Source organism: Enterococcus sp. DIV1090, from assembly GCF_050537975.1.
GTDB lineage: Bacteria > Bacillota > Bacilli > Lactobacillales > Enterococcaceae > Enterococcus > Enterococcus faecalis.
Window position 1 is genome coordinate 838,679 of record NZ_CP172917.1, and the last position, 13,822, is coordinate 852,500.

Consider the following 13,822-nt stretch of genomic DNA (forward strand, 5'->3'; position numbering starts at 1 on the left):
TAAAGAATCCGCGATAGGAAAATAAGAGAAGAGGAAAAAAATAGCAAGGATTCAAAAAGGAGCTGTCCAATGTCATTTCCACAATTACATACCGTTACTTCCTATTCGCTTTTATCTAGTACGGTTAGGATTCGTTCCTATGTAAAACAAGCGAAAGCGTTAGGTTATCAAACATTAGCGATTACCGATATCAATGTCTTGCATGGGGCGGTTGAATTTTATGAAGCATGCCAAAAAGCGGGAATTCAACCAATTATCGGTTTAAGATTAGAATATACCCCAGCAGAAAAAGAAGGGCATTCCGAGTTGCTTTTATTTGCTAAAAATTTAAAAGGGTATCAGCAATTAATGCAACTATCTAGCAGCAAAATGACGACAGAGGGTCCCTTTTACTTAGCGGAACATCAATCCTTATTAAGTGATTTATTTGCCGTGACTTTGTCAGCCAAAGGAGAAGTCGCCCAAACATTTTTTGAAGATGAACAACAAGCGGTTCACGCTTTCCAACAACTTGCTTCATATTTTGATCCCCAGTCGTTATTTGTTGAACATTCTTTTTCAATGAATCAACAACGCAATCCAGCGCTCTTTTCTTTTTACCAAAGAGAACAATTACCTGGCGTGGCTTTGCAAGAGGTACGTCATTTAACAAGGGAAGAAGGCTTTGCCGTTACTGTTCTTGAGAGCATCAAAGAAAATAATCAATTGAATATTACAAGCCAAACACCGGAAATAGAAGGTCTGAATTACTTGCGTGAAGCAGAGACGACAATGGAACAAATGCTTCAAATAGCTGGTGCAGAAGTGGTCCAGAATACGATTCAGCTAGCTGAAAATTGCCGAGTTGACATTCCTTTACATCAAAAATTATTACCGCATTTTCCTGTGCCTGATAATCAAACGGCTGGTTCTTATTTACGCACATTGTGTTTAGAAAAATTACCAGAAAGAGTGCCTCATCTAAATGAAGTTTACCAAAAACGATTAGAAAAAGAGTTAACCATCATTCACAATATGGGTTTTGATGATTACTTTTTAATCGTTTGGGATGTGATGGACTTCTGTCATAACAATCAAATTGTTACAGGCGCTGGCCGAGGTTCAGCTGCAGGCTCTTTAGTGTCCTATGTGCTATCAATTACAGATGTAGATCCAATCAAATATGATTTGCTTTTTGAACGTTTTTTGAATCCAGAACGCTACACGATGCCCGATATTGATTTAGATATTCCTGATAATCGGCGGGAGGAAGTTTTAGCTTATGTCAGTCAAAAATATGGTCATTATCACATGGCGCAAATTGCCACGTTTGGTACGATGGCTGCGAAAATGGTTTTACGGGACGTTGCACGTGTTTTCGGGTTGTCCCAGAGTGAAGCGAATCGTTGGTCGGCAGCTGTCCCCAACAAGCTGAAAATTACGTTAGAAGAAGCGTACCAAGAGTCGAAACGGATGCAAGAATTGGTCAATTTTTCGCCAAATAATCAATTGCTCTATAAAACAGCTGTTCAGCTAGAAGGCTTGCCTCGCCATGTTTCTACGCACGCAGCAGGTGTGGTAATTAGTGATGAAAATCTTTTGAATTTGGTTCCGTTACAACCAGGATCGAATGAAATTTTATTGACCCAATTTACTATGAATGATGTTGAAAAAATTGGTCTTCTGAAAATGGATTTCTTGGGCTTAAGAAATTTATCTATCATTGATGATACCCTCACAGCTATTAAACGCGTCTATAATCAAACCATTCATTTAAATCAGATTCCATTAGATGACGAAACAACGCTGGCTTTATTTAGAAAAGGGGAAACAAGTGGTGTTTTCCAGTTTGAATCTGCTGGAATTCGGAATGTATTAAGAAAATTAGGACCAACTAGCATTGAAGATATTGCTGCTGTCAATGCCTTGTATCGTCCTGGTCCGATGCAAAATATTGATGTTTTCATCCGCCGGAAAAAAGGCTTGGAACAAATTAGTTATCCAGAGCCTAGTCTCGCCCCCATTTTAGAAAATACGTACGGAATTATTGTTTACCAAGAGCAGATTATGCAAGTTGCTGCGAAAATGGCAGGCTTCTCTTTAGGGCAAGCTGACATTTTACGTCGGGCCATTAGTAAAAAGAAAAAAGATGTGCTAGATGAAGAACGAAATCATTTTGTTAATGGTGCGCTACAACAAGGCTATCCCCAAGAGACAGCTAACCAAGTGTACGATTATATTGAGCGCTTTGCTAATTATGGCTTTAACCGCTCGCATGCATTTGCCTATTCCTTTATTGGTTTTCAAATGGCTTACTTGAAGGTTCATTATCCGAGTGCTTTTTATGTCGCATTGTTGCATTCTGTTCGTCATAATCCAACAAAAATTAAAGAATATATTGGCGAAGCTAGAAAAAACAAGCAGACGATTTTGCAGCCGTCAATTAACCAAAGTCACTACAGCTTTTACCTAAATCAGCAACAGCAAATTTTATTTGGTTTTAGTTCTTTAAAAGGAATCCGCCGAGACTTCATTCAAAATATTTTAAATGAACGCCGAGAAAATGGACTGTACAAAACGTTCGATGAGTTTCTTTTGCGAATTGACCGTAAGTGGTTGAAAGTTGAAAATATCGAACCATTGATTGCCATCGGTGCATTTGACGAAATTGCGCCTAATCGCCGTCAATTAGCGGTAGGTTTAGAGAGTAATATCCAAAGTATTCTTCTCAGCGGTGGTAGTATGGATTTGTTAGAAACATTGAAGCCAAAGGAAGAAGAAATTGCCGATTATCCGCTAGAAGAGCGACTAGAACAAGAAGAACAATATTTAGGGGTCTATTTATCAGGACATCCGACAGAAGAGTTCAAAAAAACACGCTTAGCCAAGCAAACGCAACTTGTTCATGAACTTGTTGAAAATCAGCCCACGAAATTATTGATTTATGTCAAAAACATTCGGACGATTCGGACCAAAAAGGGAGAACAAATGGCCTTTGTTGATGGGGATGATACAACAGGAAGTATTTCACTAACGTTGTTCCCAACTGTTTTTCGCCAGTTAAGACAGAGTGTCGAGAAAGGGCAAGTTTATTATGTGGAAGGAAAAGTGGAACGCAGTACGTACAATCAAGAATTGCAAATATTGGTTCAACGAATAGAAAAAGCGCAACAAGTAGAAACATCAATTAGTGACGAAACGTGTTTTATCAGAATTACAAAAGATGTCGAACAAACGGACGTTTTTCAGAAAATGAAAGAGGTACTCAGTCGTCACGCTGGACATATTCCAGTGATTGTCTATTTTGAAAAAACAGGAAAGAAAATAGTATTAAATGAAGAAAATTGGGTCGCTCATACAAGCGCTAGTCAGCAACAATTAGCTTACGTTTTAGGCGAGCAAAACGTCATTTTCAAATGATTTACGGTAAAAAATACTAGTTGTTTTCAACTTTTTTCATTTTTTTCTTCTTAACTCAAGACATTTTGGTTCTTTAATGGTAAAATGAATGACGTAATATTTTTGTATATCAATTTTTGCGAAAAGGTTTCTTTTGGCAGTTGAAAGTATATTATATGAGGTGAAATAGCGAATGAAACGCATTGGTATTTTAACCAGCGGGGGAGATGCCCCTGGAATGAACGCTGCAATTCGTGCAGTCGTACGCAAAAGTATTTTTGATGGAATCGAAGTTTACGGTATTAACTATGGATTTGCCGGTTTAGTCGCAGGCGACATCCGTCGTTTAGATGTTGCTGACGTTGGCGATAAGATTCAACGTGGTGGAACATTCTTGTACTCTGCTCGTTATCCTGAATTTGCTACTGAAGAAGGGCAATTAAAAGGAATCGAACAATTGAAAAAATTCGGTATTGAAGGCTTAGTTGTTATTGGTGGAGACGGTTCTTATCATGGCGCAATGGCTTTGACAAAACGTGGTTTCCCCGCTGTTGGAATTCCTGGAACAATTGATAATGATATTCCTGGAACAGATTTCACAATCGGTTTTGATACAGCGATTAACACTGTTTTGGAATCAATTGACCGAATTCGTGATACAGCGACTTCTCATGTTCGTACATTCGTTATCGAAGTAATGGGACGTAACGCTGGTGATATCGCATTGTGGTCAGGCGTGGCAGGCGGAGCAGATGAAATCATTATTCCTGAACATGATTTTGATATGAAAAACGTTGCCAAACGTATTCAAGAAGGCCGCGACCGCGGGAAAAAACATTGCTTAATCATTTTAGCAGAAGGCGTAATGGGCGGAAATGAATTTGCTGATAAACTTTCTGAATACGGTGATTTCCATACGCGTGTATCAATTTTAGGACACGTGGTTCGTGGGGGCTCGCCAAGTGCTCGTGACCGTGTATTAGCAAGTAAATTTGGGTCATATGCTGTTGAACTTCTAAAAGAAGGCAAAGGCGGTTTATGTATCGGTATGTTAGATAACCAAGTAGTTGCAGCTGATATTATTGACACGTTAGAAAACAATAAACACAAACCAGATTTATCTCTTTATGAGTTAAATCATGAAATTTCTTTTTAATCTTGTATATTAGCTAATCTTATTAGCTTTGTATAAACAAATTTGGAATAGGAGCGTTTTAGTAATGAAAAAAACGAAAATCGTATGTACGATTGGACCAGCTAGTGAATCCGTTGATATGCTAGTAAACTTAATTAATGCAGGTATGAATGTTTGCCGTTTGAACTTTTCACATGGTGACTACGAAGAGCATGGTGCTCGTATTAAAAACATTCGTGAAGCTGTAAAAATTACAGGGAAACGCGTAGCGATCTTACTAGATACAAAAGGTCCTGAAATCCGCACAAATGACATGGAAAATGGCGCAATCACAATGAAAATTGGTGACTCAGTACGTATTTCTATGACAGAAGTTTTAGGAACAAATGAAAAATTCTCAATCACTTATCCAGAATTAATCAATGATGTAAACGTAGGTTCACACATTCTTTTAGATGATGGTTTAATTGATTTAGAAGTAACTGATATCGACCGTGATGCAAACGAAATCGTAACAGTTGTTAAAAACGAAGGCGTCTTGAAAAACAAAAAAGGCGTTAACGTACCAGGCGTTTCTGTAAACTTACCAGGGATCACTGAAAAAGATGCTAACGATATCCGTTTCGGAATTGGTCAAGGAATTGACTTTATCGCAGCTAGCTTCGTTCGTCGTGCTTCTGACGTTTTAGAAATCACTAAAATTTTAGAAGAAGAAAACGCAACACACATCCAAATCATTCCTAAAATCGAAAACCAAGAAGGTATCGATAATATCGATGAAATCTTAAAAGTTTCTGATGGTTTAATGGTTGCTCGTGGTGACATGGGTGTTGAAATTCCAACAGAAGATGTTCCAGTTGTCCAAAAAGCTTTAATTAAAAAATGTAATGCTTTAGGTAAACCAGTTATCACTGCAACACAAATGTTAGATTCAATGCAACGTAACCCACGTCCAACACGTGCGGAAGCAAATGACGTAGCAAACGCAATCTACGATGGAACAGATGCAGTAATGTTATCAGGCGAAACTGCAGCAGGGGATTACCCATTAGAAGCTGTTCAAACAATGGCTCGTATTGCAGTTCGTACAGAAGAAACATTAGTTAACCAAGATTCATTCGCATTGAAATTATATAGCAAAACAGATATGACTGAAGCAATCGGACAATCTGTTGGCCATACAGCACGTAACTTGGGTATCCAAACAATCGTTGCGGCAACAGAATCAGGCCATACAGCACGTATGATCTCTAAATACCGTCCAAAAGCACATATCGTTGCAATTACGTTCTCAGAACAAAAAGCACGTAGCTTATCATTATCATGGGGTGTTTACGCAACAGTTGCTGACAAACCATCAAGCACAGATGAAATGTTTAATTTAGCTTCAAAAGTATCACAAGAAGAAGGTTATGCTTCAGAAGGTGATTTAATCATTATCACTGCTGGTGTTCCAGTTGGCGAAAAAGGCACAACAAACTTAATGAAAATTCAAATGATCGGTTCTAAATTAGTTCAAGGTCAAGGTGTCGGCGAAGAAGCAATTATTGCAAAAGCCGTTGTTGCAGGAACTGCTGAAGAAGCAGTTGCTAAAGCGACTGAAGGAGCTATTTTAGTTACAAAAACAACAGATAAAGAATACATGCCTGCAATTGAAAAAGCATCAGCATTAGTTGTTGAAGAAGGTGGTTTAACTTCTCATGCAGCTGTTGTAGCGATTGCGCAAAATATTCCAGTTATCGTAGGTGCTGCAGATGCAACATCATTAATTAATAATGACGAAGTGATTACTGTTGATCCTCGTCGTGGTATTGTTTACCGCGGAGCAACAACAGCTATCTAAATCTAATTAATTCAATCATTTGATTTTAAGCAATATGTACTCGGACGCAAAGCTGGGACAAACCGATTCGTCAGTTTGTCTCAGCTTTTTTTACAAGGAAGACAGTAGTATGAAATGTTCAGAAACACGTATTCAGTAAATAAAGAGTTGGGCGCAAATAGTAAAATTATGTCTGAGTTTTAAATTATTTATGTTATTTCACACAAAAATTTTGTTATTTAATTAAATAAGCGCTAAGTTATCTTCAACAGAAAAACAATTATAAAAAAAACGAAAGAAAAACAGGAAATAAGAAAGGGCTGTCAAGAAAATTTCATTGACAAAGCTTTCATACCCCTGTATAATAGCTTTTGTTGCTTAGGAGTGATAATTATGAAGTGGTCTTTGTTAGAATTAAATAAATACAAAGAAGAGCCGCTAGTGTTTTCAGAAACATTGCATCTTAAAGAAGAGCTTCTTCAACGAGATGATACCTTGTTGGATGTAAGTCCAATCAAAGTAGAAGGCTTATTAGCAGTCAATAAATCAGAATATTTACTTCATTACACTATTCAGGTAACTGTAACCGTTCCTTCATCCCGTTCTTTAGAACCTGTGGCTTTGCCAATGCAAATCACGGTCGATGAAGTCTTTATGACAAAAGAACAAATGGATACAAGAGATGAACGATTTGCAGCTGAAGAGATTATTTTATTGGACAAGCCAACAATTGATTTAGATGAATCTGTCGAAGACAACATTCTATTGTCCATTCCAATTCAAGTGCTTACAGAAGAAGAACAAAACAGTCAAGAAATGCCAAGTGGCAATGACTGGGAAGTGATTTCAGAAGAAGCATATTTGGAAAGTAAGCAGAAAGCAGCAGAACAAACAGTGGATCCTCGTCTGGCTAAACTATCAGAATTACTCAGCGATAATGCTGAAGAGGAAGATAACAGCTAGGTTGGAATATATTGTGTATGTAAATACACGCATCTTTACAAGGAGGTGGAACAACAATGGCAGTACCAGCTAGAAGAACTTCTAAAGCGAAAAAAGCAAAACGTCGCACACACTACAAATTAACAATCAAAGGCTTAAATGCATGCTCAAACTGTGGTGAAATGAAAAAAAGCCATCACGTATGTCCAGCATGTGGTCACTACGATGGAAAAGACGTAATGTCTAAAGAAGCATAAGCATAAAAACATTTTTTGAAATGTTGAATCCCCTAGGCTAACCATGGAGCCTAGGGGATTTGTATTTTTTTAAGAAAATATGAAGAAATTGGAAATTTATTGGCACTATATTGTTTTCATATGAAAGATAGTGCGTTATAATAGTGAGGATTATAAGAGAATGCTCATAGAATTTTCGTTGATTATAATATAGGAGGTCATAAAATGACAAAACAACAATTTGGCGTAGTCGGCATGGCTGTCATGGGGAAAAATCTTGCTTTAAACATTGAAAGCAGAGGCTATACAGTTGCGCTGTATAACCGTACAGGATCAAAAACAACAGAAGTGGTTGAAGAACATCCTGACAAAAACTTTCAAGCAACATACTCAATTGAGGAATTTGTGAATGCAATTGAAAAACCTCGTCGAATTATGTTGATGGTTAAAGCTGGACCTGCAACAGATGCGACAATCCAAGAATTGTTACCACACCTTGATAAAGGCGACATCTTAATTGATGGCGGTAATACGTTCTTCAAAGACACAATGCGACGTAATGAAGAACTAGCAAACTCAGGAATTAACTTTATTGGTACTGGCGTTTCTGGCGGAGAAGAAGGAGCCTTGAAAGGACCATCTATCATGCCTGGCGGACAAAAAGAAGCGTATGAGTTAGTTGCGCCAATTCTTGAAAAAATTTCAGCTAAAGCAGAAGACGGTGAACCATGTGTGACTTACATTGGCCCAAATGGTGCTGGACATTATGTAAAAATGGTTCATAATGGGATTGAATATGGGGACATGCAATTAATTGCTGAATCCTACGACTTAATGAAACAAATCTTAGGCTTATCTGTTGATGAAATGGCAGAGATTTTCAAAGAATGGAACGAAGGCGAATTAGACAGTTACCTTATCGAGATCACGGCTGACATTTTGACACGTAAAGATGATGAAGGAACCGACCAACCAATCGTTGATGTTATTCTTGATGCAGCAGGCAACAAAGGAACAGGTAAATGGACAAGCCAAAGTGCGTTAGATCTTGGCGTACCATTACCATTAATTACAGAATCAGTATTTGCACGTTTTATTTCGGCTTACAAAGAAGAACGCGTAAAAGCAAGTGGCATTTTATCAAAACCTGCAGCCTTTAACTTTGCAGGTGATAAAAAAGAATTGATTGAAAAAATTCGCGAAGCATTATACTTTAGTAAATTAATGAGTTATGCGCAAGGTTTTGCACAACTCCGTGCAGCTTCTGAAGAATACGGATGGGATTTACCATTTGGTGAAATTGCAAAAATCTGGCGAGCAGGTTGTATTATCCGTGCACAATTCTTACAAAAAATTACCGATGCATATGAAAAAAATCCAGCACTTGAAAACTTGTTGTTAGATGAATACTTCGTAGAAATTACGAAAAAATATCAACAAGCCGTTCGTGAAGTTGTTGCGATTGCTGTTCAAGCAGGTGTTCCTGTACCAACATTCTCATCTGCAATTGCTTATTACGATTCTTATCGTTCAGATCGCTTACCAGCGAATTTAATTCAAGCACAACGTGATTACTTCGGTGCTCATACGTACGAACGCACAGACAAAGAAGGAATCTACCATTACAGCTGGTACAACGAAGAATAAACACGCTGGAGACCATGAGTGTGGCTCACCATGCTCATGGTTTTACTGTGGCTTAAAAAAGAACCAGACAGATTGAGTAGTAATTCTCTAATAAGTAGTAAGGAATAAAAAGGTTGAGCTTGAGTATAGCTTTTAAAGAGAAAGGACAATTAATCAAATGAGCAACATTTTAATTATTGAAGATGAAAAGAACTTAGCGAGATTCGTTGAGCTTGAATTAAAACATGAGGGGTATACGACAGAAGTACACTACAATGGTCGTACAGGATTGGAAGCCGCTCTTAACAACGAATGGGATGCTATCCTTCTTGATTTGATGTTACCAGAATTAAATGGATTAGAAGTATGTCGCCGTGTTCGCCAAGTGAAAAATACACCAATTATTATGATGACTGCGCGTGATTCAGTAATTGACCGTGTTTCTGGCTTAGACCATGGAGCGGATGATTATATTGTTAAACCATTTGCAATTGAAGAATTGTTAGCTCGTTTACGTGCGTTACTTCGTCGTATTGATATTGAGGGCGATAAAAACGTTGCAAAACAAACAACGATTACATATCGTGACTTAACAATTGAAAAAGAAAATCGTGTCGTTCGTCGTAATTCTGAAATGATTGAATTAACAAAACGCGAATACGAATTACTATTAACGCTAATGGAAAACGTGAATGTTGTCTTGGCACGTGATGTGTTACTAAATAAAGTTTGGGGCTATGAAACAGAAGTAGAAACAAACGTTGTGGATGTGTATATCCGCTACTTACGAAATAAAATTGACGTACCTGGAGAAGAAAGCTACATCCAAACTGTCCGTGGAACTGGCTACGTTATGCGTTCGTGAGAACTAATTAATGAAAAGAACGATTAAAAAAGAACTGGAAGGCCCATCTTTAACTATAAAGTGGGCTTTCGCAAGTTCTTTCTTTATATTTGTAGTTTTTACCATTTTTGCGGTGATTACCTATAAGTCTTCTGTCAGTCTTATTGTTGCCAAAGAAAAGGAAAATGTCGAAGCAACGATTGCAGAAGTAACAAATCGATTAGCTAATGCCAATGAAAATTTAACGGTAACAGACGTTTTTGACTATTTAAAAACGCCGAGTGAAAGAGATGAAAACTACTATAATAAGCATACAGCAGTAGAAGGTTCGTTTATGGAAATGGACAGTTTCATATCTGAACTAGGACAACCAGAACTTTATTTATCTGTGTATGACACAAACCAAAAGCTAGTTTTTAAAACACAAAATGAATATGATAAGTTATTACAATTGGATCGACAATTACCTGTTGTTCGAACCGTTTTTGATAAAACCGGTTTTTATTCCGTGGAACCTATTTTTTCAAAAGAAACACGAGAAAAGATTGGCTATATTCAAGCGTTTTATGAACTTTCTTCTTTTTATGAAATTCGTAATCATTTATTATTAACACTTGTAGTTTTAGAAGTGATTTCTCTGATTGTAAGTAGTGTCTTAGGCTTTATCCTCTCTTCTTATTTCTTAAAACCATTAAAAGTATTGAGAGACACGATGGATACAATCCGCAAAGACCCGCAATCAGATGTCCACATGCCGGAGATTAATACGAGAGATGAGTTAGCAGATATCTCGGAAATCTTTAATGAAATGTTAGATCGTATGAGACGCTATATCGAACAACAAGAGCAGTTTGTTGAAGATGTTTCCCATGAATTAAGAACGCCCGTTGCGATTATGGAAGGCCATTTAAACCTTTTAAATCGTTGGGGGAAAGACGATCCTGAAATTTTAGATGAATCATTAAAGGCCAGTTTACAAGAAATTAGTCGTATGAAGAGTTTGGTCCAAGAAATGCTTGACCTTTCACGCGCTGAACAAGTGGACACCCAATATGCAAATGAACGAACAGATGCTAAACAAGTAGTCTACCAAGTATTTAATAACTTCCAATTGGTTTATCCTGAGTTTCATATCACATTAGATGACGATTTACCAACCGAAGTTGAACTGAAAATCTATCGTAATCACTTTGAACAATTGCTAATTATTCTATTAGATAATGCGATTAAATATTCAACCGATCGAAAAGAAGTGCATATTTCCATTTCTCGAACGATGAATGAATTTGAAATAGCTGTGCAAGATTTTGGTGAAGGAATCACTGAAGAAGACTTGGAGAAAATATTTGATCGATTCTATCGAGTAGATAAAGCCCGCGCAAGAAATAAAGGCGGTAATGGCTTAGGACTATCGATTGCAAAACAATTAGTCGAAAACTATAAAGGACGTATTGATGCAGAAAGCGTATTGCATCAAGGAACGATCTTTAGAATTTTTATTCCAATCGCTGGAATAAAAGAAGAGAGCAACGTACAATAAGGTACGTTGCTTTTTTTACGAATGATTAACGAACATTTCAGTAAGAGAAAAGGGATTATAAGATAAAGAAACGAATGTTTTCTTTGCAGAAAATATTCATCGTTCGAAATTGAAAAAAATGTTATTTTTCTGCAAAATAATAGTTGCGTTTTAGAAAAATCCTTGGTATATTAATATCTGTTCTGACAAACAGTTCGTTAAGAAAAAAGTTTTAAAAAGTTAAAAATTTTTCTTGACGAAAAGATAAATAACATGTTAGAATAACAAAGTCGTTAAAGATATTGCTTTTAAATCAATCATTTGATCAAAAAAACTTGTTATAAAATAACAAAAAAGTTTTAAAAAGTTGTTGACAAATAACAAACGAGATGATAAGATATAGAAGTTGTCACAACAGACAACAACAACCGAGCAAAACAACTTAAAAAAACTTTTTCAAAAAAGTTCTTGACATTCAAACGAAAGTTTGTTATGATATAAAAGTTGCTGCGAGGTAACGTAGACCTTTGAAAACTGAACAAAGAATAGACGAACCAAATGTGTAGGGCGTCTTGATTCAATTCAAGACAACAAACATTTTTAACAAGCAAGCAATATGCTAGCAAACAAATTGAGCTTAACAATCGCAAGATTGTTCTAACTTTTATTATGAGAGTTTGATCCTGGCTCAGGACGAACGCTGGCGGCGTGCCTAATACATGCAAGTCGAACGCTTCTTTCCTCCCGAGTGCTTGCACTCAATTGGAAAGAGGAGTGGCGGACGGGTGAGTAACACGTGGGTAACCTACCCATCAGAGGGGGATAACACTTGGAAACAGGTGCTAATACCGCATAACAGTTTATGCCGCATGGCATAAGAGTGAAAGGCGCTTTCGGGTGTCGCTGATGGATGGACCCGCGGTGCATTAGCTAGTTGGTGAGGTAACGGCTCACCAAGGCCACGATGCATAGCCGACCTGAGAGGGTGATCGGCCACACTGGGACTGAGACACGGCCCAGACTCCTACGGGAGGCAGCAGTAGGGAATCTTCGGCAATGGACGAAAGTCTGACCGAGCAACGCCGCGTGAGTGAAGAAGGTTTTCGGATCGTAAAACTCTGTTGTTAGAGAAGAACAAGGACGTTAGTAACTGAACGTCCCCTGACGGTATCTAACCAGAAAGCCACGGCTAACTACGTGCCAGCAGCCGCGGTAATACGTAGGTGGCAAGCGTTGTCCGGATTTATTGGGCGTAAAGCGAGCGCAGGCGGTTTCTTAAGTCTGATGTGAAAGCCCCCGGCTCAACCGGGGAGGGTCATTGGAAACTGGGAGACTTGAGTACAGAAGAGGAGAGTGGAATTCCATGTGTAGCGGTGAAATGCGTAGATATATGGAGGAACACCAGTGGCGAAGGCGGCTCTCTGGTCTGTAACTGACGCTGAGGCTCGAAAGCGTGGGGAGCAAACAGGATTAGATACCCTGGTAGTCCACGCCGTAAACGATGAGTGCTAAGTGTTGGAGGGTTTCCGCCCTTCAGTGCTGCAGCAAACGCATTAAGCACTCCGCCTGGGGAGTACGACCGCAAGGTTGAAACTCAAAGGAATTGACGGGGGCCCGCACAAGCGGTGGAGCATGTGGTTTAATTCGAAGCAACGCGAAGAACCTTACCAGGTCTTGACATCCTTTGACCACTCTAGAGATAGAGCTTTCCCTTCGGGGACAAAGTGACAGGTGGTGCATGGTTGTCGTCAGCTCGTGTCGTGAGATGTTGGGTTAAGTCCCGCAACGAGCGCAACCCTTATTGTTAGTTGCCATCATTTAGTTGGGCACTCTAGCGAGACTGCCGGTGACAAACCGGAGGAAGGTGGGGATGACGTCAAATCATCATGCCCCTTATGACCTGGGCTACACACGTGCTACAATGGGAAGTACAACGAGTCGCTAGACCGCGAGGTCATGCAAATCTCTTAAAGCTTCTCTCAGTTCGGATTGCAGGCTGCAACTCGCCTGCATGAAGCCGGAATCGCTAGTAATCGCGGATCAGCACGCCGCGGTGAATACGTTCCCGGGCCTTGTACACACCGCCCGTCACACCACGAGAGTTTGTAACACCCGAAGTCGGTGAGGTAACCTTTTTGGAGCCAGCCGCCTAAGGTGGGATAGATGATTGGGGTGAAGTCGTAACAAGGTAGCCGTATCGGAAGGTGCGGCTGGATCACCTCCTTTCTAAGGAATATTACGGAAATACACATTTCGTCTTTACTTTGTTCAGTTTTGAGAGGTCTACTCTCAATCAAATAAGTTCGGGGCCTTAGCTCAG

The 13,822-nt window shown here is 38.8% G+C and carries 8 protein-coding genes, 1 tRNA gene and 1 rRNA gene (1 of these 10 only partly in view); all 10 read left to right on the forward strand.

From position 1 onward, the window contains the following. Nucleotides 1-69 precede the first annotated feature (69 nt). On the forward strand, nucleotides 70-3,399 hold the full coding sequence (gene dnaE, locus IGL48_RS04060; RefSeq protein ID WP_010824502.1) for a DNA polymerase III subunit alpha: 3,330 nt from the start codon (nucleotides 70-72) through the stop codon (nucleotides 3,397-3,399). Nucleotides 3,400-3,571: 172 nt separating this feature from the next. Next, the gene (gene pfkA / locus IGL48_RS04065) at nucleotides 3,572-4,534 is read left to right on the forward strand and encodes a 6-phosphofructokinase (RefSeq protein WP_002355947.1); all 963 of its coding nucleotides are present in this window, start codon (nucleotides 3,572-3,574) and stop codon (nucleotides 4,532-4,534) included. A 64-nt stretch (nucleotides 4,535-4,598) separates the two neighbouring features. After that, a complete protein-coding gene (gene pyk, locus IGL48_RS04070; RefSeq protein ID WP_002355949.1) occupies nucleotides 4,599-6,356 on the forward strand; it encodes a pyruvate kinase in 1,758 nt (585 codons plus the stop codon). A 372-nt stretch (nucleotides 6,357-6,728) separates the two neighbouring features. After that, nucleotides 6,729-7,298, forward strand: coding sequence for a YceD family protein (locus IGL48_RS04075; protein WP_002363429.1), 570 nt, complete (start codon nucleotides 6,729-6,731; stop codon nucleotides 7,296-7,298). A 56-nt stretch (nucleotides 7,299-7,354) separates the two neighbouring features. Continuing rightward, the gene (gene rpmF / locus IGL48_RS04080; protein ID WP_002355952.1) at nucleotides 7,355-7,534 is read left to right on the forward strand and encodes a 50S ribosomal protein L32; all 180 of its coding nucleotides are present in this window, start codon (nucleotides 7,355-7,357) and stop codon (nucleotides 7,532-7,534) included. Nucleotides 7,535-7,738: 204 nt separating this feature from the next. Beyond that, the gene (gene gndA / locus IGL48_RS04085; RefSeq protein ID WP_002355953.1) at nucleotides 7,739-9,160 is read left to right on the forward strand and encodes an NADP-dependent phosphogluconate dehydrogenase; all 1,422 of its coding nucleotides are present in this window, start codon (nucleotides 7,739-7,741) and stop codon (nucleotides 9,158-9,160) included. A gap of 157 nt (nucleotides 9,161-9,317) precedes the next feature. After that, nucleotides 9,318-10,004, forward strand: coding sequence for a response regulator transcription factor (locus tag IGL48_RS04090; protein ID WP_002355954.1), 687 nt, complete (start codon nucleotides 9,318-9,320; stop codon nucleotides 10,002-10,004). A 10-nt stretch (nucleotides 10,005-10,014) separates the two neighbouring features. Beyond that, complete coding sequence (locus tag IGL48_RS04095; RefSeq protein WP_002363430.1) at nucleotides 10,015-11,523, forward strand: HAMP domain-containing sensor histidine kinase; 1,509 nt, start codon at nucleotides 10,015-10,017, stop codon at nucleotides 11,521-11,523. A gap of 644 nt (nucleotides 11,524-12,167) precedes the next feature. Beyond that, nucleotides 12,168-13,728: ribosomal RNA gene (locus IGL48_RS04100) — 16S ribosomal RNA — on the forward strand. Between the two features lie 79 nt (nucleotides 13,729-13,807). Next, a tRNA-Ala gene (locus IGL48_RS04105) sits at nucleotides 13,808-13,822 on the forward strand; it runs 58 nt beyond the window's last position.

Bases quoted from the DNA above. Each gene is read 5' to 3' on its own strand.
- dnaE (WP_010824502.1), top strand. From the start codon at position 70: ATGTCATTTCCACAATTACATACCGTTACTTCCTATTCGCTTTTATCT.
- pfkA (WP_002355947.1), top strand. From the start codon at position 3,572: ATGAAACGCATTGGTATTTTAACCAGCGGGGGAGATGCCCCTGGAATG.
- pyk (WP_002355949.1), top strand. From the start codon at position 4,599: ATGAAAAAAACGAAAATCGTATGTACGATTGGACCAGCTAGTGAATCC.
- IGL48_RS04075 (WP_002363429.1), top strand. From the start codon at position 6,729: ATGAAGTGGTCTTTGTTAGAATTAAATAAATACAAAGAAGAGCCGCTA.
- rpmF (WP_002355952.1), top strand. From the start codon at position 7,355: ATGGCAGTACCAGCTAGAAGAACTTCTAAAGCGAAAAAAGCAAAACGT.
- gndA (WP_002355953.1), top strand. From the start codon at position 7,739: ATGACAAAACAACAATTTGGCGTAGTCGGCATGGCTGTCATGGGGAAA.
- IGL48_RS04090 (WP_002355954.1), top strand. From the start codon at position 9,318: ATGAGCAACATTTTAATTATTGAAGATGAAAAGAACTTAGCGAGATTC.
- IGL48_RS04095 (WP_002363430.1), top strand. From the start codon at position 10,015: ATGAAAAGAACGATTAAAAAAGAACTGGAAGGCCCATCTTTAACTATA.